At 54.1% G+C, this 24101-nt stretch carries 19 protein-coding genes and 1 CRISPR repeat array; of the genes, 10 read left to right on the plus strand and 9 right to left on the minus strand.

The annotated features are described in order from the left end of the window. Positions 1-177 precede the first annotated feature (177 nt). Positions 178-1392 carry an MFS transporter gene (locus FND52_RS19460; protein ID WP_144132731.1) on the minus strand — a complete coding sequence of 405 codons (1215 nt, stop codon included), beginning with the start codon at positions 1390-1392 and terminating at the stop codon, positions 178-180. Positions 1393-1584: 192 nt separating this feature from the next. On the opposite strand from FND52_RS19460, the gene ushA reads away from it, so the two are divergent. Further along, complete coding sequence (gene ushA, locus FND52_RS19465) at positions 1585-3237, plus strand: bifunctional UDP-sugar hydrolase/5'-nucleotidase UshA (RefSeq protein ID WP_144132733.1); 1653 nt, start codon at positions 1585-1587, stop codon at positions 3235-3237. A gap of 45 nt (positions 3238-3282) precedes the next feature. On the opposite strand, the gene ybaK is transcribed toward ushA, so the two are convergent. From ybaK to copA, 3 genes are all read right to left on the minus strand, one after another. Next, positions 3283-3762 carry a Cys-tRNA(Pro)/Cys-tRNA(Cys) deacylase YbaK gene (gene ybaK / locus FND52_RS19470; RefSeq protein ID WP_125293933.1) on the minus strand — a complete coding sequence of 160 codons (480 nt, stop codon included), beginning with the start codon at positions 3760-3762 and terminating at the stop codon, positions 3283-3285. An 82-nt stretch (positions 3763-3844) separates the two neighbouring features. Further along, the gene (locus tag FND52_RS19475; protein WP_144132736.1) at positions 3845-4642 is read right to left on the minus strand and encodes a TraB/GumN family protein; all 798 of its coding nucleotides are present in this window, start codon (positions 4640-4642) and stop codon (positions 3845-3847) included. 85 nt (positions 4643-4727) lie between these two features. Beyond that, positions 4728-7229, minus strand: a complete 2502-nt coding sequence (copA, locus tag FND52_RS19480; protein WP_144132738.1) for a copper-exporting P-type ATPase CopA — start codon at positions 7227-7229, stop codon at positions 4728-4730. A gap of 351 nt (positions 7230-7580) precedes the next feature. Here copA and cas3 point away from each other — a divergent pair, with 351 nt between their 5' ends. The 9 genes from cas3 (at position 7581) to cueR (ending at position 19397) form a co-directional block, all read left to right on the plus strand. Next, positions 7581-10250: a CRISPR-associated helicase Cas3' gene (cas3, locus tag FND52_RS19485; RefSeq protein ID WP_144132740.1), complete on the plus strand. Its 2670-nt coding sequence runs from the start codon at positions 7581-7583 to the stop codon at positions 10248-10250. Then, positions 10251-11762 carry a type I-E CRISPR-associated protein Cse1/CasA gene (gene casA, locus FND52_RS19490; RefSeq protein ID WP_144132742.1) on the plus strand — a complete coding sequence of 504 codons (1512 nt, stop codon included), beginning with the start codon at positions 10251-10253 and terminating at the stop codon, positions 11760-11762. Then, positions 11759-12274, plus strand: coding sequence for a type I-E CRISPR-associated protein Cse2/CasB (casB, locus tag FND52_RS19495; protein ID WP_144132744.1), 516 nt, complete (start codon positions 11759-11761; stop codon positions 12272-12274). The genes casA and casB overlap by 4 nt, the downstream gene beginning before the upstream one ends. Beyond that, positions 12271-12906 (plus strand): type I-E CRISPR-associated protein Cas6/Cse3/CasE, encoded by a 636-nt coding sequence (gene cas6e, locus FND52_RS19500; protein ID WP_144132746.1) that lies wholly within the window; start codon positions 12271-12273, stop codon positions 12904-12906. Before casB ends, cas6e begins: the two co-directional genes overlap by 4 nt. Positions 12907-12921: 15 nt before the next feature. After that, entirely contained in the window at positions 12922-13968 is a 1047-nt protein-coding gene (cas7e, locus tag FND52_RS19505) for a type I-E CRISPR-associated protein Cas7/Cse4/CasC (protein WP_144132748.1), read from the plus strand. Positions 13969-13971: 3 nt separating this feature from the next. Further along, positions 13972-14673 (plus strand): type I-E CRISPR-associated protein Cas5/CasD, encoded by a 702-nt coding sequence (gene cas5e, locus FND52_RS19510; protein ID WP_144132750.1) that lies wholly within the window; start codon positions 13972-13974, stop codon positions 14671-14673. A 9-nt stretch (positions 14674-14682) separates the two neighbouring features. After that, complete coding sequence (gene cas1e, locus FND52_RS19515) at positions 14683-15543, plus strand: type I-E CRISPR-associated endonuclease Cas1e (protein WP_144132752.1); 861 nt, start codon at positions 14683-14685, stop codon at positions 15541-15543. Further along, entirely contained in the window at positions 15540-15830 is a 291-nt protein-coding gene (cas2e, locus tag FND52_RS19520) for a type I-E CRISPR-associated endoribonuclease Cas2e (protein WP_144132753.1), read from the plus strand. Before cas1e ends, cas2e begins: the two co-directional genes overlap by 4 nt. A gap of 53 nt (positions 15831-15883) precedes the next feature. Further along, a CRISPR array of direct repeats spans positions 15884-18595; the repeat unit is 28 nt; unit sequence GTCTTCTCCACGTACGTGGAGGTGTTTC. Between the two features lie 385 nt (positions 18596-18980). Beyond that, complete coding sequence (cueR, locus tag FND52_RS19525) at positions 18981-19397, plus strand: Cu(I)-responsive transcriptional regulator (RefSeq protein ID WP_125293924.1); 417 nt, start codon at positions 18981-18983, stop codon at positions 19395-19397. A gap of 45 nt (positions 19398-19442) precedes the next feature. Here the strand turns inward: cueR and FND52_RS19530 are convergent, their stop codons facing one another. From FND52_RS19530 to FND52_RS19550, 5 genes are all read right to left on the minus strand, one after another. Further along, on the minus strand, positions 19443-19895 hold the full coding sequence (locus FND52_RS19530) for an NfeD family protein (protein ID WP_144132755.1): 453 nt from the start codon (positions 19893-19895) through the stop codon (positions 19443-19445). Beyond that, positions 19892-20806, minus strand: coding sequence for an SPFH domain-containing protein (locus FND52_RS19535; protein WP_125293922.1), 915 nt, complete (start codon positions 20804-20806; stop codon positions 19892-19894). The genes FND52_RS19530 and FND52_RS19535 overlap by 4 nt, the downstream gene beginning before the upstream one ends. A gap of 538 nt (positions 20807-21344) precedes the next feature. Continuing rightward, positions 21345-22151, minus strand: a complete 807-nt coding sequence (locus tag FND52_RS19540; RefSeq protein WP_341872499.1) for a hypothetical protein — start codon at positions 22149-22151, stop codon at positions 21345-21347. A gap of 255 nt (positions 22152-22406) precedes the next feature. Next, positions 22407-23261, minus strand: coding sequence for a co-chaperone YbbN (locus FND52_RS19545; RefSeq protein WP_144132759.1), 855 nt, complete (start codon positions 23259-23261; stop codon positions 22407-22409). A gap of 59 nt (positions 23262-23320) precedes the next feature. Beyond that, positions 23321-24091, minus strand: coding sequence for an SDR family oxidoreductase (locus tag FND52_RS19550; RefSeq protein WP_144132761.1), 771 nt, complete (start codon positions 24089-24091; stop codon positions 23321-23323). Positions 24092-24101 lie beyond the last annotated feature (10 nt).

A 24101-nucleotide genomic window follows, 5' to 3' on the forward strand; every position in this document is an offset into this window, starting at 1 on the left:
AAATAGTTTATGACAATTTCATACGTCTCGTTTATGAATAATTGTTGAATTTTGAAGAAAAATGGCATTTGGACGAGAAAACAGCACCAGAGAGTGGATTTCCGTCTTTATTGAGCATAAAGCGTGAGGATATGCGGGGTACAGCAGCGGCCAAAACAGGGCTTTGGCCGCATAACGTTACGCTTTGCGGCGTGTATCCGGCAGGAATACCGTCAGTATCCCCAAAAGCGGCAGGAAAGCGCAGATTTTATAAACCAGAAAAATACTGGTCTGGTCAGCGACGAAGCCAAGCACCGCTGCGCCAAGCCCTCCCATGCCGAAGGCGAAGCCGAAGAACAGCCCGGAAACCATGCCAATGCGCCCTGGCATCAGTTCCTGGGCATACACCAGAATGGCCGAAAACGCCGAGGCCAGAATGAAGCCGATGATGCCCGTTAATACTCCCGTCCACCATAAGTTTGCGTAAGGCAGGATCAGTGTAAAGGGCGCGACGCCGAGGATGGAACCCCAGATGACCAGTTTGCGACCAATCTTATCGCCCACTGGCCCGCCGATGACGGTGCCCGCCGCCACGGCGAACAAAAAGCCAAACAGGTGAAGCTGGGCGCTTTGCACCGACAGGCTGAACTTCTCCATCAGATAGAAGGTGAAGTAGCTGCTGATACTCGCCATATAAAAGTACTTCGAGAAAATCAGGATCAGCAGCACGCTAATCGCCTGAATCACCTGCGGGCGCGGCAGCGGATTTTCGATTTTCACCGCCGGGCGGCTTTTTGCCAGCCGATGCTGCGCGGCATACCAGCGGCTCACCTGCGCCAGCACCACAATCGCCAGCAGCGCGGCCAGCACAAACCAGCCCACATTGCCTTTGCCATAAGGCGCGATAATGATGGCCGCCAGCAGCGGGCCGAGAGAGCTGCCGAAGTTGCCGCCAACCTGGAACAGTGATTGAGCCAGGCCATGACGACCGCCGGAGGCCATACGCGCCACGCGCGAGGATTCCGGGTGGAACACCGACGAGCCGGTGCCGACCAGCGCCGCCGCCAGCAGGACCATCGGGAAACTGCCCGCCATCGCCAGCAGCACCAGCCCGCACAGGGTAAAGCACATACCAATCGGCAGCGACCAGGGCATCGGGTATTTATCGGTATAGTGACCGACCACCGGTTGCAGTAGCGACGAAGTGAGCTGGAAGGTCAGGGTTATCATGCCGATCTGCACAAAGCTCAGGGTAAATTCAGCCTGCAATAGCGGATACAGCGCCAGGATCAGCGACTGGATCATATCGTTTAATAAATGTGAAAGGCTGATTGCGCCTAAAATGCCGAACGACGTGCGGCTTTTTGGCGGCAAAGCCGGTTGCCCGGTTATCGACTGGGTTTGTTCACTCATGCCATAGATTCCAAAAATAACGGTTTTATTATTTGCGGATAACGCAGGTAATTATCCGTGAGGAGAATAGTTACCTTGCTAACATACAGCGCATCCCGGAACGAGGAAAGTCGCAAATCTGAAAAGGAAGTGGTATAGGGTGGCTTACCGCTATACTTTTTGCGTAAAAGTAATTTTAAAGGGAGCTTTGACATGGGGTTAGCCAAATCTGGCCTGGCACTGACATTGTTTATGGCCTTCGGGATGCTGAGCGCGCCCGCGCAGGCATACCAGCAAGATAAAACGTATAAAATCACCATCCTTCATACCAACGATCACCACGGCCATTTCTGGCGTAACGAATACGGCGAATATGGACTCGCCGCGCAGAAAACGCTGGTGGACAGCATTCGGCAGCAGGTCGCCGAACAGGGTGGCAGCGTGCTGTTACTTTCCGGCGGCGATATCAATACCGGAGTGCCGGAATCCGATTTACAGGACGCCGAGCCTGATTTCCGCGGGATGAATCTGATTGGCTACGACGCGATGGCCGTCGGCAATCATGAATTTGATAATCCGCTTACCGTTTTACGCCAGCAGGAAAAGTGGGCCAAATTCCCGTTCCTTTCCGCCAATATTTACCAGAAAAGCACCGGTGAACGGCTGTTTAAACCCTGGGCGCTGTTTAAGCGTCAGGATTTAAACATTGCGGTCATCGGCCTGACCACCGACGACACCGCGAAAATCGGCAATCCGGAATTCTTCACCGATATCGAATTCCGCAAACCGGCGGACGAAGCGAAGCTGGTGATCCAGGAATTACAGCAAACCGAAAAGCCGGATGTGATTATCGCCACTACCCATATGGGGCACTACGATAACGGCGAACACGGCTCCAACGCGCCGGGTGATGTGGAAATGGCGCGCAGCCTGCCGACAGGCGCGCTGGCAATGATTGTCGGCGGCCATTCGCAAAATCCGGTGTGTATGGCGGCGGAAAATAAAAAACAGCAGGACTACGTGCCGGGTACGCCGTGCGCGCCGGATCGCCAGAACGGCATCTGGATTGTACAGGCCCACGAATGGGGCAAATACGTAGGCCGCGCGGATTTTGAATTCCGCAACGGCGAGATGAAGCTGGTGAATTATCAGCTGATCCCGGTGAACCTGAAGAAAAAAGTCACCTGGGACAACGGCAAAAGCGAGCGCATTCTTTACACCCCGGAAATCGCCGAGAACCAGAAAATGCTCTCGCTGCTGTCGCCGTTCCAGAGCAAGGGCAAGGCGCAGCTTGAGGTGAACATTGGCAACGTCAACGGGCACCTGGAAGGAGACCGTAGCAAAGTTCGCTTTGTACAGACCAACCTCGGCCACCTGATCCTGGCGGCGCAGATGGCGCGTACCGAGGCTGACTTCGCGGTGATGAGCGGCGGTGGTATCCGCGACTCGATTGAGGCGGGCGACATTACCTATAAAGATGTGCTCAAGGTCCAGCCTTTCGGCAATACTCTGGTATATATCGATATGCCGGGCAAAGCCGTAGTGGAATATCTCACCGCCGTGGCGCAGAAAAAGCCGGATTCCGGGGCTTACCCGCAGTTTGCCAACGTGAGTTTTAGCGCCTCGGGCGGCACCCTGAGCGACTTGAAAATCAAAGGCGAGCCAGTGGATCCGAATAAAACCTACCGCATGGCGACGCTGAGCTTTAACGCCACGGGCGGCGACGGCTATCCACAAATCGATAACCAGCCGGGCTATGTGAATACCGGATTTATTGATGCGGAAGTGCTGAAGCAGTACATCCAACAGAACTCGCCGCTGGATGTGAATACTTACGAACCGAAAGGCGAAGTGAGCTGGAAATAGGGCTCAGCGAACCGGGGCGATGCAGCCCCGGTTTTTTTATGGGCGCTAATCGCGACGGGCGATATCCGCAAAGGTAGCGTTGAGTAGCGACGCCAGATCCCCGGCAGCCAGTTCGATATCCAGGCCGCGCTTGCCGCCGGAAATATAAATGCTCGGGAAATCCTGCGCGGGCGCGTCAATCAGCGTCGGCAGGCGTTTTTTCTGGCCTAACGGGCTGATGCCACCCACCAGATATCCGGTGGTGCGCTGCGCCACCATCGGGTCGGCCATATCCACTTTCTTGGCACCCAACGCTTTGGCAACTTTTTTCAAATCCAGCTGCGTGGCCACCGGGGTAACCGCCACCGCCAGCTGCTTGCCGTCGCCGTTCATTGATACCAACAGCGTTTTATAGACCTGGTCGGCATTGAGCCCCAGTTTGCGCACCGCCTCGTCGCCAAAATTGGTGTCGTGGGGATCGTGATCGTAGGCGTGAATTTTGAAAGGAATTTTGTTTTTTTCGAGCAGTTTGACCGCGGGTGTCATGGTAATTACCTGATTGTGGTTCAGTCATCAGAAAAGGTTAAAAGCTAAGGCAGCGGAAAAATAGAACAAAATTGCGCATCCGCTACGGGTTCTTCAGCAGGGCCGGCACATTGCCTTCGCCATACAGGTGCAGCGCGCCCACCGCCACCACGTAACGGCCTGGCGGGAGGTTATGAAGAAATTCGCACCATGCCTGGTTGCGCTGATGCATCAGCACGTCATAAAGATCGTGCGCGAAAGTATTGGGCAGAGAGACGTGGCTGTCGCGTGGCGGGTTACCGAGCCACCAGCCAATCATTAACTGCAACAGCCGTGCATTGGTGTGCCAGTGGGTGAGGGTGTCCTGCAGCAAACCCAGCCCCTGTTCAGGCAGCTGGCGCAGCAGGGCAATCTGGCTGTCTGCGCCTTCAAGCTCCATTACCCGGGTGTTATTGGCCTGAGCGGCCTGCAACAGCTGATAGTCGATGCCGTATTCCGGGCGCAGCCCGAGGCTTTGCGCCTGATGGGCCTGTAACATTAACGCCACCTGCCAGGCCGGCTGATGATCCAGACGCGCGAGGGGAATCGACAGCTCGCTGGCGATTTTTTCAATTTGCTCAAGGCTGGACGCATCCAGACGCTCAGCCAGCGGGCATTCAGACTGATCAAAGCCGAACGGCGAACCGCCTTCGCGGATATCCGCTTCGACGATCAAGGCATCGGCGCGACGCACCTTATCAACCAGGCGTGCTGAAAGCGGCGACATATCCCTGGTGCCCATATGGATGCTGCCGACCAGGTGAAGATAGCGTTTTCCGGGCAGCGTTATGTCGATGGCGGGCCAGGGATTGACGGGAGAAAAGCTCCCCAGCAGTGCGCGCAGACGATCGAACAAGCCCATAAATGCGTTCCCGGTAAAAGAACTCATGCTAACGCGCTGAACAGAAAGGTGCAAATAAGCCCGGGAAAGGCTCCCGGGCGAATCATCAGGCTTTGGGTTTAAAGCGCAACAAGCGGTTGGCGTTGCTGACCACGGTAATCGACGACAGCGCCATCGCCGCGCCGGCTACCACCGGGTTTAACAGCGTCCCGGTCAGCGGCCACAGAATACCGGCGGCAATCGGGATGCCCAGGGTGTTGTAGATAAACGCGCCCAGCAGGTTTTGCTTCATATTGCGCAGCGTGGCTTTGGAAATCGCCAGCGCATCGGCGACGCCCATCAGGCTATGGCGCATCAGCGTGATGGCGGCGGTTTCAATCGCCACGTCGCTGCCGCCGCCCATAGCGATACCCACATCCGCCTGGGCCAGCGCAGGGGCGTCGTTAATTCCATCGCCGACCATCGCGACCTGACGGCCTTCGCGTTGCAGTTTGGCAATCGCCTCCGCTTTGCCATCCGGCAGCACGCCCGCAATCACCTCATCAATACCCGCTTCTCTGGCGATGGCCTGAGCGGTGATGGCGTTATCGCCGGTTAACATCACCAGCCGGTAGCCCTCGCGATGCAGACGGGCCAGCGCGTCGCGGCTGTCTTCGCGCAGCGGATCGCGGATCGCCAGCAGCGCAGCGGCCTTACCGTCAATGGCGAGCAGCACCGGCGTCGCGCCTTGCTGGGCCTGGCGTTCAATTTCCGCATCCAGCTCACGGGTATCGACCTGCTGTTCATGCAGCAGCGCCTGGTTACCCAGCAACAGGGAATGGCCTTCGGTTTCGCCGCTGACGCCCAGCCCGCGCAGGGTTCGGAATCCGTTCACCGGCGGCAGCGACATCGACTCCGCTTTATCGAGGATGGCGCGCGCCAGCGGATGGCTGGAACCCTGTTCCAGCGCGGCGGCCAGACGCACTGCCTGCTGCTCGTCAACGCCCCCGGACGTCACCACGGCAACCACCTGCGGTTTGCCTTCGGTCAGCGTGCCGGTTTTATCGAACACCACCGTGTCGAGGGTGCTGGCGCGTTGCAGCGCATCGGCATCACGCACCAGCGCGCCAAACTCGGCGGCGCGGCCTACACCGGAGATAATCGACATCGGCGTGGCCAGGCCTAGCGCGCAAGGACAGGCGATAATCAGTACCGTGGTGGTGATCACCAGGGTATACACGATTTGCGGTGCCGGGCCGAAGAAGTACCAGATAGCGCCGCTGAGCAGCGCAATCAGCACCACGACCGGGACAAACACCGCGGAGATGCGGTCGGCGAGTTTGCCGATTTCCGGCTTACTGCTCTGGGCCTGGCGCACCATGCGAATAATGCGCGACAGAGTGGTATGGTTGCCGACGGCGCTGGCGCGGAACAAGACGCTGCCATCCTGCACCACGGTCCCGGCGTGGACGCTTTCGCTGACGCCTTTTTGCTGCGGTATCGGCTCGCCGGTCAGCATCGCTTCATCAAGCCAGGCTTCACCCTCGGTGATTTCGCCATCGACCGGAACGCGATCGCCGGTAGTCAGGCGCAGCGTCATGCCAGGCTGCACTTCCGCCAGTGGCAGCGTTTGCTCGCCGTTTTCGGTGACCACGCGCGCGGTGGGCGGTGTGAGATCAAGCAGCCGTTCCAGCGCTTTTGACGACCGCTGGCGCGCCCTGGCTTCCAGCATATGGCCGAGGTTAATCAAGCCGATAATCATGGCGCTGGCTTCGTAGTAAAGATGGCGTGCTTCCATCGGGAACCACTGCGGCCACAGGTTGACGCTCATCGAAAACAGCCAGGCGGCCCCGGTGCCGAGTGCCACCAGGGTATCCATGGTGGCGGTGCCGTTCATCAGGCTTTTCCAGGCGCTGCGGTAAAAGTGGCCGCCCGCGAAAATCATCACGCCCAGGGTGATCGCGCCGATAACCAGCCACAATGAGCGGTTATCCTCGGTGACCATCATATTGTCGCCGAACATGCCCCAGATCATCACCGGTACGCCCACGGCCAGCGCGAGGGCGGATTGCCAGCGAAAGCGTTTCATTGCCGCCTGGGCGGTTTGCTGCTGGCGCTCGCGGCGCTCGTTATCATCTTCAATCGCTTCAGCGCCGTATCCGGCTTTCTCAACCGCGCTGATTAACTCGCTTGCGGAAGCGCTACCCATCACTAACGCGGTGCGCTCCGCAAGATTCACCCGTGCCTGGGTCACGCCGGGCACGCCTGACAGCGCGTTTTGCACCCGGCTTACGCAACTGGCGCAGCTCATGCCGTCGATCAGCAGCTGTTGGCTGTCATCGTACGACGCGTCTGCCGGAAGCGAGGTAGGCGCCGCTGTCAGTGCTTCCGACGGGATTGATGACTCTGCCAGCGGATCAGCCTTTGGGTGGCTTAACTCCGCCCCGTATCCGGCTTCTTTTATGGTGTCGATTAACGCCTCGGCAGACGCGCTGCCGGTGACCTGAGCGGAAGTAATGGTGACTTCAGCGGTGTCAACATCAGGGCGTTTTTCCAGACTTTCTTTTACTCGTTTAACGCAATGGCCGCAGGACAGACCATCCAGGGTGAGATCAATCGTATGAGACATGGTGAAACTCCTTCTCGGTGAGCCAAAGCTGATTGGCTTTGGTGACGTTATAGAAGGGTAAACCTTCCATCAAGGGGAAGGTCAAGGGGGATCGTTTAGAAGCGAAAAACTATTGGATAGTGTCCACGAATACATTGCCCGGAAAGCAAAGTTGATATTAATCAGAGCGCATAAGAAAAGTTAAATTCAAGATAAATTTTTTTTATCAAAACCTATTTATGGCTGAAGACGGATTTTATTACGGCATGGAAGGCCGGCTGCAACGAGAGCTTCAAAAATACTTATTCCTCATTCAGTACCAGGCCTTGCTTCGGATGACACAGGTGACGTTATGTATTATGAGAGCGCTTTATGAGAATCCCCAAAACAGCGCGTTTAAGGTCATTAACGGATATTCCAGCGATAAACGCCGAAAAATGCCTGGCGAAAACGTGGTTTGATCAGCAAAGCATTCGCCAGCCCGGACGAAACGTTTATGAGCACAGTGTCATTGTTGGCAGCATTGCTCGGGAATTAATCCTTCGTTTCCCTCCGGCGCTGCGCAACACACTTTTTTTACCAGGCAGCGCACTGGTGGCTGCTTGTCACGACGTAGGAAAGCTCTCTCCAACATTTTATCTGCGCCTCCATATTGCACTTAATCTCCCTGTTACCTCACTGGAGCACGCCTTATTAACAGCGCTCGGCCTGAGCCCTCATCCTGACCAGATCCGTAACGTTGAGTCTCGCTGGAGCGGTCACCCCGGCATCAGCGCGTTGACCATTATGGCGATTACTGGCGATAAACAACTGAGCACTATTGTTGGGCAACATCATGGATGTCGAGCCACGGGCTTATCGGGGAATGCGCATGGGGAAATATTTGGCGGAGTAGTCTGGCAACAGGAGCGGCAGCGACTGGTGCAATCGCTACAGCGAATCTTTGGTGACGTATGGCCAGAAAACCTCTCATCGGGGCAACGCCTGCTGTTGGCTGGATTGACATCGGTGGCGGATTGGATTGGTTCTGGCCCGAAGTTCGACGACCCGACCGTCGACTGGCGGGAACCGCTCGTCGCTGCGCTGGAAGACGCCGGGCAAAATCCGCCACAGTTTGTGCCTGATCTGGAGTTCGGTGATTTATTTCATAATGCCAGCGGAGAGCCTTATCACCCTGACGAAGCGCAAACGCTGTTACATGCGACAGTGACCGGGCCAGGTATATATGTGCTGGAAGCGCCGATGGGTATGGGTAAAACAGAAGCGGCGCTGTACGCGGCGTATAAAATGCTGACGGCGGGCGAGGCGCGTGGCGTCTATTTCGCACTGCCGACGCAATTAACATCAGACAAAATTCATCAGCGCTTTGGTGCATATCTTGAATCAATTCTTGCGGCGGACAGCCCGCATCGTCAGGCGTTACTACTGCACGGTAAAGCATATTTGCATCAGGAAATGGGCGAAGAGGGTAAGCCCGGTGGTAGTTGGTTTACGTCAGGCAAGCGCGGGCTGCTGGCACCGTTTGCTGTTGGAACGCTGGACCAGGCTCTTTTAGCCGCCATGAATGTAAAACATGGCTTCGTACGCGCGTTCGGCCTGGCGGGCAAAGTGGTTATTCTGGATGAGATCCACAGCTACGACGCTTATACCGGAGTCATCGTTCAACGTCTGGTCGACATTCTGCGCGAGTTACGCTGTACAGTAATTATTCTTAGCGCCACGCTGACGCAAAGCCGACGCGAATCTCTGTTGAACAGCGGCCCCGGCGGACATAACACGCAGGCGTATCCTTTAATCAGCGCGCAAGCATACGGTAAACCTGATGTCGAAAGCCTGCCGTTAACTCCTCCTCCATCAAAACGGGTAGCGTTGGCCTTTTCTCAGACCGACGCCGCCATTGAAGAAGCGTTATGTCGCGCCGAGTTGGGGCAGCAAATCCTGTGGATTGAAAATACCGTAAACGATGCGCAAAACCTCTATGCCCGTCTCGCTGCGCGCTGCGCTGATATGGGGCTGGAATGCGGCCTGTTGCACTCGCGTTTTACCTCATGCGACCGGAATCAGAATGAGTCTCGCTGGGTCAGTCTTTACGGCAAAGAGGGCTGGGCAGAAAGAGTTGATAAAGGACGCGTGTTGATTGGTACACAAGTTCTTGAACAATCGATCGATATTGATGCCGATTTTCTGATCGCGCGTTTTGCTCCCACCGATATGTTGATGCAACGCCTCGGGCGTCTTTGGCGTCATGCACAAACGCCGCGCCCGGTTGGGGCGCGCTGCGAGGCATGGCTTTTAGCGCCTGAATGTTTTCCTGCACAGACCGATCCTTACCGGACATTTGCATCAAGCGCCTGGGTTTATGCCCCTTATTTATTGTGCCGCGCTCTTGAGGTCTGGCGGGAACGCGACGTTGTGGCGATCCCTACGGATATCCGTCCGATGCTGGAGGCAACTTACGCTGACCGGTCAGAGGAGGGAACCATGAAACAATGGAAAGATGAATTACTCAACGGAAAAAAAATGCGTTCAGGTTCCAGGCTGGGTGTGAACGCGCTGCAACAACTGGCGCGTCTGACGCTTTCCAGCGATGCGCAAACGCTGCCGGAAAGCAAAGCGCAGACGCGTTATAGCGAACAGGACGATCGCGCTTTTCTGCTGTTACAGGCGGTGGAATGCGATAAACACGCCAAAGTCACTCGAGTACAGTTACTGAACGGAGACTGGCTGGCGATCCCATGGCAGCGTAAACAGCTGAATGAACCTGAATGGCGTGAACTGGCGCTGCGGCTGGAAAATCAGCGAGTCTCGTTACGGTCATTTAAGTTTCCCCAAAAAGATGAAAGCGATCGGTTATGGAAACAGGGGCTGGAGCATCTCTTCTACGCCGGAAATCCGGCTCTGGAGGAATTGCCTGAAGTAATGGTGGCTATCGTTGAGGCATCAGGTGATTTACGTGGAGTAGACGGAGCGTTTCGAACCACGGCATATCGCTACAACTACCGGAGCGATAGGGGTTTAGGAATAACAAAGAAGGAGTGTTAGATGGAGGAGTCAGTTAACCGCTTTAATTTAATTGATGAGCCATGGATACCGGTGGCGGACGTTGGGCGCGTCAGCCTGAAGCGACTGTTCAGCGATGCAGAATTACGGGCGCTGGGCGGCAACGCTGCACAGAAAATCGCCCTGATAAAACTGTTTCAGGCTATTTGCCAGGCCGCAGCCACACCACAAGATGATATGCAATGGCAGACTCTTGGACCAAATGGCCTGTGTAGCGAGGTGCTGTCATATCTGGAGCGATGGCGCGATCGTTTCTGGCTCTATGGAGATAAACCCTTTCTGCAGATGCCTGCCATAGCGCGTGCGGAGCTGAAATCATATGGTGTCGTCTTGCCGGAAATCTCCACTGGCAATACCACAGTACTTACGCAGAGCCAGAGTGAAAAAATGCTGGACGATGGGGATAAAGCGCTATTGCTCGTCGTGCAAATGAGTATGGCATTGGGAGGGAAAAAAACCGACAACAGCGTGGTACTGACGCCAGGCTATCGCGGAAAAACCAATGATAAAGGCAAACCTGCAACGGGAAAGCCAGGTCCGGCGCTGGCGTTTATGGGGTTGATGCACAGCTTTTGTATAGGTACAACGCTGGCGGAAACCTGCTGGTTAAATCTATTTACCGCTGAAAACATCGCTGCATTAACCCAGTATCCATCCGGTCTGGGAACGGCTCCGTGGGAGCGCATGCCGGAAGGGGAAGATTGCGCCACTGCGCGCGAACTGAAGCAAAGCCTGATGGGGCGACTGGTGCCGGTTAGTCGTTTTTGCCTGCTGGCGCAAAACGGTCTGCACTACAGCGAAGGCATCAGCCACAGCAACTACAAAGAAGGGCTTTATGACCCTTCGACGCTGGTCAACAAAAAGGGTAAAGAGCTGAAAATGCAATGGGTCGATCCCGCCCGGCGACCCTGGCGTGAACTGCCTGCGCTGCTCTCTTTTATTAATGCTGAAAAACAGTCGGAGTATGAATGCGAGCAACTGCATGCTGGCATTGTAAAAGCACAGCTGGCAGTGGGTGAATTTGGCATTTGGTGTGGTGGGCTGCGGGTAAGTAGTAATGCGGGAGAACAATATGTTTCTGGTGCTGATGATGCGGTGGAGTCTACGTTTTGGCTCGATTCGGCAGTATTTAGCACGGTCTGGTTCAACCATTTTAATGCCGAGATGGAGGAGTTAGATAAGCTGGCCAGACGGTTATATGGCTGCGTCAGCGCGTGGTGTAGGGAAATGAAGTTGGAACCAAAAGATATTGCGGCACAAGCCACTGAAATGTTCTGGCAACTTTGCGAAAAACAAGCTCAGGCGCTGTTGGACGGTTCTGGCGATCCGGTCTCTCGCGCTCAGCTTCGTAAGCGTTTTGCAGGATATATCCATCAGGTATTCAACCATTATTGCCCGCGTGATACAGCCCGTCAGATGGAGGCATGGGCGAAAACCCGACCTAACACAGCAGACTATTCAAGGACCGTGTTATCTGAGAAGGAGAGCGTATGAGCACGACCGCGGAACCTATCAATCGTAATAAAAAATTTATCGATCACTTATTTAAACGTTGCCAGGAAGACAAAGGTTTCGCCGCAAGGTTGCGGCGCGCCAATAATCCGGCAACGGAATATCAGAGCTGGGAGGTTCTGGGCGCTTTTGGCGTCGATCTTGAGAAAAAGCATGAACGCCAGGCTTATGCCACGGTAGCTGCCGCGTTGGCAAACAGTCGTGCCCAGCAAAATGGTTCGCTGACGCTCGGAAAAGCCATTGCAATGAGCTTTCCAGATGGCAATGAAGACAAACAGGCCATAGCCCGACTGCGTCGACTGTTAGCCTGTGATTCCATCCCGGAAACCTGCCTGGTTTTACGACCATTACTGTCGCTGATCCAAAGCCGTGTCACACAAGCGCTGGATTATGAGCAATTGCTTGGCGATCTCTTGTGGTTCGGCGAGCGCACCCGGGCGCGTTGGGCGCAGCAATTCTATGCCCGGTCGGAGCAGAAGGAAGATAACCTATGACGCTCTACATTAGTGCGCTGAACCTCGACGCCAGAGCGCATCGACGACTTAATATCACTGACAATTACAGCCTGCACCGGGTGGTATACAGTCTGTTTGACGATGTGCGAAGCGAGCAACAAAAACAACGTTCAGTCGCCAGCGGCATCCAGTGGGTGGATAAAGGCGGCGATATGCGCGGGCGTAGAATTCTAATCATGGCGGACCGCGCGCCCGGGGAGCCTGAAGCTGGCGAGCTGGAAACAAAAATCCTGTCAGAAACCTTTCTTACGCATCCGTACTATCGCTTTTCCATTTGCCTGAATCCGACGCGACGCAATAAACATACCGGTAAACAAATACCGGTGATCGGTCGGGAAGCCATCTGCGCATGGTTTTGTCAACGAGCAGCCGGATGGGGATTTGATGTCCAACCGGGCCAGGTGCAAACAGAAAGCATCAACGTACAACAGATGAAAATAGCGGCAGGCAAAATCATCACGCTTCAGCAGGCCACATTAAGCGGGCGTCTGACCGTCACGCACCCGGAAATCTTTAAAAATAGCTTTATGCATGGCATTGGCCGAGGCCGCGCTTTTGGCTGTGGATTACTGCAAATTGTTCCTCTCCCCGAAATCACTTTTTTTGAATAAGACAAGGAATGCACAATGAAAAATTTAAAAAACACCCGTATCGAATTCCATATTCTGCAATCTTTCCCGGTTACTTGTTTAAACCGCGATGACGTCGGTGCGCCGAAAAGCGCGGTCGTTGGCGGAGTCACTCGCGCACGCGTCAGCTCGCAATGCTGGAAACGTCAGGTGCGCATGGCATTACCTGAATTTGGCGTCAGGCTTGGCATCAGAACCAAAAAAGTTAAAGAACTGTTAGAACCAGAATGTATCGCGCTGGGGGCGAGCGAAGATCAGGCGCAGACGTGCGCCCTAAAAATTGCAGAACTGTTAAGCGACGATACGCTGCTGTTTATCAGCAATGCAGAGGCCGCTGCTTTCGCTGCATATGCGCAAGAGAAAGCCTTCGACGCCGCCGCGATTAAAGATAAAGAACTGGCGAAGGTTGCCAAAAAAAATCTCAATGCAAATCTGGATGCATTGGATATTGCATTGTTTGGTCGCATGGTCGCCAAAGCGGCGGAAATGAATGTAGAAGCGGCGGCCTCGTTCAGCCATGCGATTTCTACGCACAAGGTCAGCAACGAAGTCGAGTTTTTCACCGCGTTAGATGATAAGCAGCAGGAGCCGGGATCGGCCCATATGGGCAGCCTGGAATTTAATGCCGCCACTTACTATCGCTATATCAGTCTTGACTTAGGCCAACTAGCGCAGACGCTTGGGCAAGATGATGAACCTGCCAGCGTAGAGCAGCTACAGCAGGCGGTTGCTGCTTTCACCAAGGCGCTATATGTAGCGCTGCCAGCCGCGCGACAGACCACACAGTCGGGCGCGAGCCCCTGGGAATTCGCGCGTGTGCTGGTACGTCAGGGGCAGCGTTTACAGGTGCCATTTGAAACTGCGGTTAAATGGAAAGAAGGCGGTTATTTGCAGTCCAGTATTGATGAACTGAATCACTATCTGGGTAAAAAAGAGAAACTCAGTGGCTCATTGTTTGGCAAACAGGGTGATTACCGTTGGGGCGATGATGAAAATTATTCTATCGACAACCTGATCCACGATTTGCAAAGCCATCTGGAGTAAACGATGAACGAGCGTTATCTGCTCCTCTGGCTCGAGGGGCCATTGCAAAGCTGGGGGCATGATTCCCGCTTTGGTCGTCGGGATACGCTGCCGTTTCCCACTATGTCTGGCGTATGCGGCATCCTTTGCGCTGCGCTGGGGGCTGGCGGTGAACAGCGCCAATTACTGACAAAATTGACTGGCGGACATTGGCAAACGCGGGCTTTTGCCCGCATGGATGAGCGTTATACGTTGCCGCCGTTGCGTGATTTTCAGATGGTCGGTAATGGTTATGATGAGAGCGATCCCTGGCAACTATTACTGATTCCAAAAACCAGCGAGGGCAAAAAAGCGGTAGGTGGCGGAACCAAAATGACCTATCGCTACTATCTTCAGGACTGCGCTTTTGCCGTAAGCATCGGTATGGAGGCTGAACTGGCGCAACGGCTTAATGATGCACTGTCTGCACCAGTCTGGGAGCTATCGCTCGGGCGAAAAAACTGTGCACCTACGGAATTTATTGGGCAGGGAATTTATGACAACGAAGCTTCTGCCTGGTTGCGTAGTGAACAACTGGCGGCAGAGAAGAAGCGCCTACGTAGTTTTGATGTGTTGCCCGGAGCGGATGGAGAAAACGGTGAAGTGTTGACGCTAAATGATGTCCCTATACAGTTTGGCGTGGATAAACGTTATCGCGACCGTCAAGTAACAATTATTCCGGTATAGGGAGTTTTTATGGCTAACGGACAGCGGCTATTTGTTAAAATTACCCGTGAATCGCTGCCTCAGGTAAAAGATAAATATCCATTTATTTACCTGGAGCGCGGAAGACTGGAAATTGATGGCAGTAGTCTCAAATGGCTCGATTCGGAAGGCAACGTGGTTCGTTTGCCCGTTGCCACAATAAACACGCTGCTACTTGGGCCAGGAACATCTATTACTCATGAGGCGGTTAAAACCGCCTCTGCAGCCAATTGTTCGTTATGTTGGGTCGGAGAAGATAGTTTGTTGTTTTACGCCGCTGGATTCCAGCCCACGGCAGACAGTCGTAACCTTCGACGTCAAATGGAATTGGCTTGTGATAAAAAGCGTTCGCTTGAGGTGGCACGCGCTATGTTTGCCAGGCGTTTTCCGGATGCTGAGTTGAATAATAAAAGCCTTAAGGAAATGATGGGCATGGAGGGTAGCCGGGTACGCGCGTTATATCAGGAAAAAGCGCAACAATATGGTGTCGGCTGGAAAGGCCGCCAGTTTACGCCGAATAAATTCGATCTGAGCGATACTACCAATCAAATTCTTACCTCCGCGAACGCCGCGCTCTATGGCATTTTGTGTTCCGCTGTTCATGCCATGGGCTACTCCCCACATGTCGGTTTTATTCACACCGGCTCGCCATTACCGTTTATTTATGATCTGGCCGATCTTTATAAGGCGGAGCTGAGTATTGATTTGGCATTTGCGCTGAATAAGGAGATGGCGGGGCAATATAACAAGCATCTGCTAGCGAAACGTTTTCGTGAACGGGTTATTGCAATGGATCTGCTTACCATTGTGGCGCGAGATATTACGCAATTGCTGGGTGAGAATAAAAAATGATTGTCGTGGTCGCTAACAATCTACCGCCCGCAGTCCGTGGGCGGATGAAGTTGTGGTTTGTTGAACCGCGGGCAAACGTTTATGTTTCCGGCGTCAAAGATGCAGTAGCTAATCACGTAGTGGATTATTTATTAAGTCATTGCTCCGCCGAAGCCGGAGGAATTATTTTTAAAAGCCTGCCATGCCCGCCTGGCTATGAAATTCGCACTATCGGATTACCTGATAAAAAACTTTGCGAAATATCCGGTCTACAACTGGTGATTGAAAAAATACTGGAGAGTAATTAACGCTATATCACAATCTATAGATTGTGATTGCCGTTCTTTAACAATATATTGGGGTCTTCTCCACGTACGTGGAGGTGTTTCCGATTTCAGGCGCGCAATGTCAGCCTTGCGGAAGTCTTCTCCACGTACGTGGAGGTGTTTCTCCGGCGTTTTTCACGCACGCCAGGTTTATTGAGTCTTCTCCACGTACGTGGAGGTGTTTCCGGCGTTGAAGTCGTGCTGTGGTCTGAAATCCAGTCTTCTCCACGTACGTGGAGGTGTTTCTGAAAATTCCTGCTTGCGCGGTGCGCCAAACGCGTCTTCTCCACGTACGTGGAGGTGTTTCCGGAGTATTCCCCGTTACCCACGGTTAGCGGAAGTCTTCTCCACGTACGTGGAGGTGTTTCCGGATAAGCAAGGCTACCAGCAGCTACCTATGGGTCTTCTCCACGTACGTGGAGGTGTTTCCCGCACGCTGTTCGTTCACCCATGCGTCCGTGTGTCTTCTCCACGTACGTGGAGGTGTTTCTCAGGATACGCGGCAGGTGATCAACAGCGCCTAGTCTTCTCCACGTACGTGGAGGTGTTTCCACGGTGCATGGCATCTTCCCGAAAGGCCAGAAGTCTTCTCCACGTACGTGGAGGTGTTTCTCCTGGCTGGTGTGCAACAGCGACAGGTGGAAGGTCTTCTCCACGTACGTGGAGGTGTTTCCGCGCTCGTCATCATCGATCACAAACAGGCGATGTCTTCTCCACGTACGTGGAGGCGTTTCTAACGGCATTGCGTCTAACGCAGTGCAACTTCAGTCTTCTCCACGTACGTGGAGGTGTTTCTCATGCCCACGCTGATGCGGTGCATGTGTTTTGGTCTTCTCCACGTACGTGGAGGTGTTTCCGGCGATGATTTCACGAGGTCCGGGCAGCCGAAGTCTTCTCCACGTACGTGGAGGTGTTTCTCTGGCAGTGATTACCTCTGACGATTTGAACGGGTCTTCTCCACGTACGTGGAGGTGTTTCTCTGGCAGCTTGAGCAGGGCTAGCAGTGGCAGAGTCTTCTCCACGTACGTGGAGGTGTTTCTGTTGAAGCAAGGATATTGGTCAAGGAGCAGTCGTCTTCTCCACGTACGTGGAGGTGTTTCCACTGACCGGGCTGGAAAACCGCGCGCAGCAGCGTCTTCTCCACGTACGTGGAGGTGTTTCCTGCCGACGCATACCTGCACGCCTCAGCAATGGGTCTTCTCCACGTACGTGGAGGTGTTTCTATGGCGAGCGCTGGTCCGTGGCCACGGTCGAGGTCTTCTCCACGTACGTGGAGGTGTTTCTCTACGCCATTCAGGCAAAATCCGCCGGTGAGTGTCTTCTCCACGTACGTGGAGGTGTTTCTCATTCCCGCCGCGAGGCAGTGGCATGGGCAAAGTCTTCTCCACGTACGTGGAGGTGTTTCTGCTCAGGCTGGCCGGGGCGGTGGTACGGTTAGGTCTTCTCCACGCACGTGGAGGTGTTTCTTTGAGAGTTCTATGGCCGACGTGCGCAAAGTCGTCTTCTCCACGCACGTGGAGGTGTTTCTAAAATAATCCCCATGCTCTTTACGGAAATAACGTCTTCTCCACGCACGTGGAGGTGTTTCCGCGACGACTATATCCGGATCCGCGATGAATACGTCTTTTCCACGCACGTGGAGGTGTTTCCCCGGTTCGACATATCCGCGTACAGTTCATAGTGTCTTCTCCACGCACGTGGAGGTGTTTCTCAGTGGGTGTTTCATTTCGTGACTATCAGCCTGTCTTCTCCACGCACGTGGAGGTGTTTCCGTCCAGTTGCAGACCAGCCCGGATAACTCCACGTCTTCTCCACGCACGTGGAGGTGTTTCCCCGCTGATTGATCGCACATTCTCCATCATGGTGTCTTCTCCACGCACGTGGAGGTGTTTCTCGCGTTGGTCTGCTTAACCTTGTAGATTTTGCGTCTTCTCCACGCACGTGGAGGTGTTTCCCTGGTAGCCTGGGTATTGTCGGTGGTTCGGCGGTCTTCTCCACGCACGTGGAGGTGTTTCTGCGCTGGACGGCATTCACCGCGTCTTTGCGCTGTCTTCTCCACGCACGTGGAGGTGTTTCTCTCATAGAGTTCATCCGAACCCTGCCTGTTAAGTCTTCTCCACGCACGTGGAGGTGTTTCTTACTGAACCCGAAAGAGGTCACTGTTACTGACGTCTTCTCCACGCACGTGGAGGTGTTTCTGTGGCGTTAAACACGCTACAAACCGCGCAAGCGTCTTCTCCACGCACGTGGAGGTGTTTCTCAGGACCTCATCAGCACGATTATTCTGTATAAGTCTTCTCCACGTACGTGGAGGTGTTTCTACAGTACGCCAGCGAACAAATTAAAAATTGTGGTCTTCTCCACGTACGTGGAGGTGTTTCCGGGAAGGAGTTTGGGGGCTGGACGCGCGTCAGGTCTTCTCCACGCACGTGGAGGTGTTTCCGCAGTACCGCACTGGCGCGCCTCGCCGCAGTAGTCTTCTCCACGCATGTGGAGGTGTTTCCACGCTCCCGCTGAACGGGATGGACGTCGTCGAGTCTTCTCCACGCACGTGGAGGTGTTTCCAGAAGCCTGCACCGTCGGCGACGACGGGACCGGTCTTCTCCACGCCCGTGGAGGTGTTTCCGGGTTCTTAAGGTTTACGGGAGAGTGCAGGCAGTCTTCTCCACGCCCGTGGAGGTGTTTCCGGGTTCTTAAGGTTTACGGGAGAGTGCAGGCAGTCTTCTCCACGCCCGTGGATGTGTTTCCTCGACTTGGTTACCAGCCCGGAACTGCTGGAGGTCTTCTCCACGCACGTGGAGGTGTTTCCCTGCCGCGCGTTGTGGGTGCGGGCATTGTTTAGTCTTCTCCACGTACAGTGGAGGTGTTTCCCGCCCGGCGGCATTGGCCACACGCCCGGCAAGGTCTTCTCCACGCACGTGAAAGTGTTTTAGTCAGTTTCTTATTCCCGAATCTTCCACTAAAGTTTTCTTCGCGCGTGTAATAGTGTTTTGCGTGAGAATGAACCAAATAACACGCTGCATATTTATCGCTGACAGAGATGAATATGTTTCTTTACTCCTCGATTTTTTTTCTGTGCTCCAGTATAAACTATCCAAACCTTCCACCCAAAGGAAGGTTCCGGAGGACACAATGAACATAAGTGATGTCGCAAAAAAAACCGGTTTAACCAGCAAAGCGATTCGTTTTTACGAAGAGAAAGGGTTGGTCACGCCGCCGCTGCGCAGTGAAAACGGCTACCGCAGCTACACCCAAAGCCATCTTGATGAACTGACCTTATTGCGCCAGGCGCGTCAGGTGGGGTTTAACCTGGAAGAGTGTAAAGAGCTGGTGCACTTGTTCAACGACCCCGGGCGTCGTAGCGCGGATGTGAAAGCGCGTACCCTACAAAAGGTGGCGGAGATTGAAAAGCATATCGTCGAGCTTAACGATATGCGCGCGCAGCTGCTGGCGCTGGCGGAATCCTGCCCAGGCGATGACAGTGCCGATTGCCCTATCATGGATAATCTTTCTGGCTGCTGCCATCGCCGCGCGAAATCCCAGCAATAAAAAACCTGCCGACGCAGCGCGTGGGCAGGTTTTATCCACCACAATTTACTGAGAAGAAGGGCGAACCCGCAGCGTAATCCCTTCAACGGCAATCACCTCAACTCGCGTTCCGGCCGGGATGTCCTCATGAGCCATCACTGGCCATGTGCCGTCACCCACTCGCATATGCCCGCGCCCGTTAACTAACGCAGTATCCAGTATAAAGCGTTGACCGATAAGCTGCTGGCCGCGTTGGTTTAATACCGCATCGGCACGCGGCTGGGGTTTGCGCGCCAGCCAGCGTGACCACAGCAACGCGGCAATAACCGTTAATACCGCAAAACAGAGCCCTTGCCACTCCCAGCCAAGCGGAAACAGCCACACCAGCAGCCCGGTGATCACTGCCGCCACGCCGCTCCACAGTAAATAACCGCTTCCCCCGAGCATTTCTGCGGCCAACAGCAGGCCGCCAAGGCTCAGCCAGAAGGTATGAGGATGCACCAGGAAAAAGGCCATCATGGGCGTTTACGCTCGCTGCTTTCTTTCACCAGTTCGCTAATGCCGGCAATTGAACCCATCAGACTGGTGGCATCCAGCGGCATCAGCACCACTTTACTGTTATTGGCAGCGCCGATTTGCTGGAGCGCATCGGTGTATTTTTGTGCGACAAAGTAGTTCACCGCCTGAATATCCCCGGCGGCGATAGCCTCTGAAACCATTTTCGTTGCGCGGGCTTCTGCTTCTGCTGAACGTTCGCGCGCTTCAGCCTGCAAGAATGCCGACTCGCGCTCCCCTTCGGCTTTCAGGATCTGCGATTGTTTATCGCCTTCAGCCTTGAGGATCTCCGCCTGACGCACGCCTTCCGCTTCCAGAATGTAAGCGCGCTTGGTACGTTCCGCTTTCATCTGCGCGTTCATAGATGAGATCAGTTCAGCCGGTGGGCGGACATCGCGGATTTCAATACGCGTAATCTTAATCCCCCACGGATTGGTGGCTTCATCGACAATATGCAGCAAGCGCGTATTAATGCTGTCACGCTGGGAAAGCATCTCGTCGAGTTCCATTGAACCCAAAACGGTACGAATGTTGGTCATCGTGAGGTTGATGATGGCGTGTTCAAGGTTACTCACTTCATACGCCGCTTTCGGCGCATCGATAACCTGAATAAAACAGACCGCATCGATGGTAACGTTGGCGTTATCTTTGGAAATAACTTCCTGAGAAGGAATATCCAGCACCTGTTCCATCATATTGATTTTACGGCCAATACGGTCCATGAACGGCACCACCAGGCTTAACCCTGGCTGGAGCGTTTTGGTATAGCGCCCGAAGCGTTCTACAGTCCACTGATATCCCTGAGGGACGATTTTTACGCCAGCACCCACAATCACGAGTGCAACGAAGATTAATACCGGGATCACAATAAGCATCAAAAAACCTCCTGTGTTTTGGTGCGAGTCTTGACGTCTTGCCACATGTCCGTGACAGGCGGCCAATGGCCATCATCCCCGCTTAAGATTAATAAAGCAACGAACAGAGGTGTAGGCCAGTGGGATAGGGGAAGAGCAGATAAAAAAAAGCCCCACGGGTAGGGGCGGACAAAATGCAAAAAAGCAAAGAGTAGAACTATGGCTTAAGTGATAGGGCAGACTCTCTTAAAAGATTACTGTGCCAATAGTCTTTCAAGAGTGTCCGGACAGCGAACACTCCTTTTTGTTTTTGACTGTCGGCAAAAGCCGCCAGGTGGCACGCAATAAAGGGATTCGCTGATGCTCCAGCTCTTTATGCTGCGCATTGTGGAAGGTTACAACCCCACCATTCCACCAGGGTTATGAAACGACACCACTCTCAATCAGCATCGACAGCTATGAATGCTTTGATGGTTAAACTCTACACTATGACATCATAAAGTAAAAGTTAATTTTTCACTAAAGTCATTGTAAAAGACTATACTAAGTCAGTTGTGAGTTAATAATGCGATTGCTGCGGAAAGCTAAAAGTAAAGTCAGCAATATACTGCTCGCCCGCCTGGTTAATCGCTTGCGAAAGTGCCTGGTAATAGCGCTCCGGGCCTAACGCGTCGATTTGCTTTAACTGTTCCCGGATAGGTGCGCAAAACAGCGCGGCGTTACCGGCTTCCACGCGTTTATTATTAGGAGGTAGTTCACCCGTGATGGCCTTAAACCAGGTGCGCACCGAGCCTTTAAGGGTGTTCGGCACTTTAGCGAGATCGTCGTGGCCGGTTAATATTTGCAATGTAGGGAAGCGGTTGTTTTTTACCGCCTCCCCAAGACGCGCATAAAATTGGGTAAATATTTCCGGTGAGCCCAGATCGGCAATTTTAGGCTTAGTGGTGATGCGATTTCTGTTCCCCGCTTTGCGTACCGGGGCAGGCTGGGCAGAACCCGACGTGGCGCTGTCCATTTGCAGATCGAACAGCAGATTGCAGTGCTCGCGGCGCTCTTTCACATTGGGGAATTTAGCGATAAACGCGTTGATAAACTCTTTGGTTCCAAAGTTAGCCAGTTGATGGTTATTCAGCCACTGGCCGCGTGCAAAATCATTGGGAGAAATAAACCAGGCAGGCGTCTCGGTAAAGCGTCTGGATTTACCTTTGGCGTCAAACTCAACAAATTCTGAGCCTTCATTAAACGCAAAACGGCAGTTTTTAAAACTGGTGATAGTCGTATTAACAATCAATGCGTCATTAACAAATTTGACCACTTCTGGGCTGATGACAAAAGCGGTTTGTTCTTCAGATCGGATAACATTCATTAAAGCCTGTACGTCTGGTACTCCAGGCTTTAATGAGTGAAATTCAAGAAATAAATGGTGCATTTTTATGTCTTCCCGGGCATTTTTTAGCACAGCGTAGCAGATCAAAACGTTAACAACCAGTGAGCCAAAAGTCAGTCAGCAGAATGTTTTTATAACGGGGGATTCCCCGGCTGCAAGACTTATGTAAAGCATAACAAAATGCCAGCCTGATGGCTGGCATTAATCTGTGCTGATATGGGCAGTTTAGCCGTATCAATACAGCAGAGAATAAAGCTGACGACGATATTTAGACGCCAGCTGATCGCCAGTACCCAGCGCCGCCAGGATCTCCTGCAGCATTTTGCGTACCTGGCCATCGCCCGCACCAAGATCCGATTTCAGATGGGACCATAGCAATTCAAGGGCTTCTTCATTACGCCCAACCTGATGCAGTTGCAGCGCCAGCTGTGCGGCAAGCTGCGCGTCCTGCGGGTTTTGCGCCACCTGCTGCTGGAGCTGTTGGATCTCAGGCGTATCGGCTGCCTGGCGAAGTAAATCGATTTGCGCCATCAGCCCCTGATAGCGGGTGTCCTGATCCTGTAGCGGAATGGTTTTCAGCACCGCTTCGGCGTCTTCGCTGCGCTGCAGCGCGATTTGGGTTTGCGCCAGCAGCAGGCCGATTTCGCTGTTCTGGCCGGAGATCTGCCAGGCGTCTTTCAGCAGCGGCAGCGCTTCAGCGTGTTTGCCTTCTTCAATCAGCGCCATCGCTTCCTGAGCTTTCAACTCTTCTTCGCGCGGCAGGACTTTATCGAGCAGGGCGCGAACCGCTTCTTCCGGCTGCGGGCCCTGGAAGCCATCCACCGGCTGGCCCTGCTGGAACAGATACACCGTCGGGATGGCGCGCAGGCCAAACTGCGCGGCGACGCGCTGCTCGGCATCGCAATCCACTTTAGCGAGGATAAACTGGCCGTGGTACTGGTTCGCCAGCTTCTCCAGCATCGGCGTCAGTTGCTCGCAGTGCGGGCTGCGCGGCGACCAGAAGTAGAACAGCACCGGCGTGGTCATTGACTGCTCAATCACCTGGTGCAGGTTCGATTCGTTAATATCAAAAATTGATTCCAGGGACATGTGTCACCCTCTTTTGTCGATTTGTTTTTTTACATGGGGGCAGAAGGCGGGGCTTCAACTCAGCCCTGCAAAATTTTGTCCATCACTCGCCCCGGCAACAGGCGTTTTAGCAGCCCGACGGCGTAGGTCACCAGCGTCACCGGATAACGCAGTTTAGGGCGTTCGCTCTCAAAAGCATGGCGCACTTTTGCGACTACCGCCTCCGGCCCCAGGGTAAACCGCGCGGCGATGCCGGGGTTTTCCACCGGTTTATCGGACTGGGTTTGGTTAACGTTGTCGGTAAAGCGGGTGCGGATAGGGCCAGGTTCGATCAGGCTAACTTTGATCCCACTGTAGCGCAGCTCCATACGCAGCGCGTCGGACCAGGCTTCCAGCGCATATTTGCTGGCGGCATAGGCCCCGCGCCCGGGCGTGGAGATCAGCCCCATCACCGAACTGGTGTTAACGATGCGTCCTTCATTGTGCGGCAGCATGGCGGGCAGCAGCAGCATGGTCAGCTGGTGCGCGCCGAAAAAGTTGGTGGAAAACTGCTGCTCCATCTGGGTGCGGCTGATGGTGGTGAGCGGCCCATAAACCCCGTAGCCGCCATTATTGAAAATGCCGTACAACCGGTTGTTGGTCAGGGTGATCACCTGCGCGGCAGCGGCCTCGACGCTTTGCGGATCGTCGAGATCGAGCAATACCCCGGTAAAGCCGAGCGCATTCATCTGATCGACATCGGCAGGTTTACGGCAGGCGGCGAGCACCCGGTAGCCGAGACGCTGTAATTCGTGGGCGCTGGCCAGGCCAATCCCGCTGGAACATCCTGTTATTAAGACTGATTTTTGCATAACTTTACCC

The organism is Atlantibacter subterraneus, assembly GCF_007570865.1.
Lineage (GTDB): Bacteria > Pseudomonadota > Gammaproteobacteria > Enterobacterales > Enterobacteriaceae > Atlantibacter > Atlantibacter subterraneus.

What these genes read in the sequence shown, in the direction of transcription:
- FND52_RS19460 (WP_144132731.1), bottom strand. Translation starts at nt 1,392, where the DNA reads ATGAGTGAACAAACCCAGTCGATAACCGGGCAACCGGCTTTGCCGCCA.
- ushA (WP_144132733.1), top strand. Translation starts at nt 1,585, where the DNA reads ATGGGGTTAGCCAAATCTGGCCTGGCACTGACATTGTTTATGGCCTTC.
- ybaK (WP_125293933.1), bottom strand. Translation starts at nt 3,762, where the DNA reads ATGACACCCGCGGTCAAACTGCTCGAAAAAAACAAAATTCCTTTCAAA.
- FND52_RS19475 (WP_144132736.1), bottom strand. Translation starts at nt 4,642, where the DNA reads ATGGGCTTGTTCGATCGTCTGCGCGCACTGCTGGGGAGCTTTTCTCCC.
- copA (WP_144132738.1), bottom strand. Translation starts at nt 7,229, where the DNA reads ATGTCTCATACGATTGATCTCACCCTGGATGGTCTGTCCTGCGGCCAT.
- cas3 (WP_144132740.1), top strand. Translation starts at nt 7,581, where the DNA reads ATGAGAATCCCCAAAACAGCGCGTTTAAGGTCATTAACGGATATTCCA.
- casA (WP_144132742.1), top strand. Translation starts at nt 10,251, where the DNA reads ATGGAGGAGTCAGTTAACCGCTTTAATTTAATTGATGAGCCATGGATA.
- casB (WP_144132744.1), top strand. Translation starts at nt 11,759, where the DNA reads ATGAGCACGACCGCGGAACCTATCAATCGTAATAAAAAATTTATCGAT.
- cas6e (WP_144132746.1), top strand. Translation starts at nt 12,271, where the DNA reads ATGACGCTCTACATTAGTGCGCTGAACCTCGACGCCAGAGCGCATCGA.
- cas7e (WP_144132748.1), top strand. Translation starts at nt 12,922, where the DNA reads ATGAAAAATTTAAAAAACACCCGTATCGAATTCCATATTCTGCAATCT.
- cas5e (WP_144132750.1), top strand. Translation starts at nt 13,972, where the DNA reads ATGAACGAGCGTTATCTGCTCCTCTGGCTCGAGGGGCCATTGCAAAGC.
- cas1e (WP_144132752.1), top strand. Translation starts at nt 14,683, where the DNA reads ATGGCTAACGGACAGCGGCTATTTGTTAAAATTACCCGTGAATCGCTG.
- cas2e (WP_144132753.1), top strand. Translation starts at nt 15,540, where the DNA reads ATGATTGTCGTGGTCGCTAACAATCTACCGCCCGCAGTCCGTGGGCGG.
- cueR (WP_125293924.1), top strand. Translation starts at nt 18,981, where the DNA reads ATGAACATAAGTGATGTCGCAAAAAAAACCGGTTTAACCAGCAAAGCG.
- FND52_RS19530 (WP_144132755.1), bottom strand. Translation starts at nt 19,895, where the DNA reads ATGATGGCCTTTTTCCTGGTGCATCCTCATACCTTCTGGCTGAGCCTT.
- FND52_RS19535 (WP_125293922.1), bottom strand. Translation starts at nt 20,806, where the DNA reads ATGCTTATTGTGATCCCGGTATTAATCTTCGTTGCACTCGTGATTGTG.
- FND52_RS19540 (WP_341872499.1), bottom strand. Translation starts at nt 22,151, where the DNA reads ATGAATGTTATCCGATCTGAAGAACAAACCGCTTTTGTCATCAGCCCA.
- FND52_RS19545 (WP_144132759.1), bottom strand. Translation starts at nt 23,261, where the DNA reads ATGTCCCTGGAATCAATTTTTGATATTAACGAATCGAACCTGCACCAG.
- FND52_RS19550 (WP_144132761.1), bottom strand. Translation starts at nt 24,091, where the DNA reads ATGCAAAAATCAGTCTTAATAACAGGATGTTCCAGCGGGATTGGCCTG.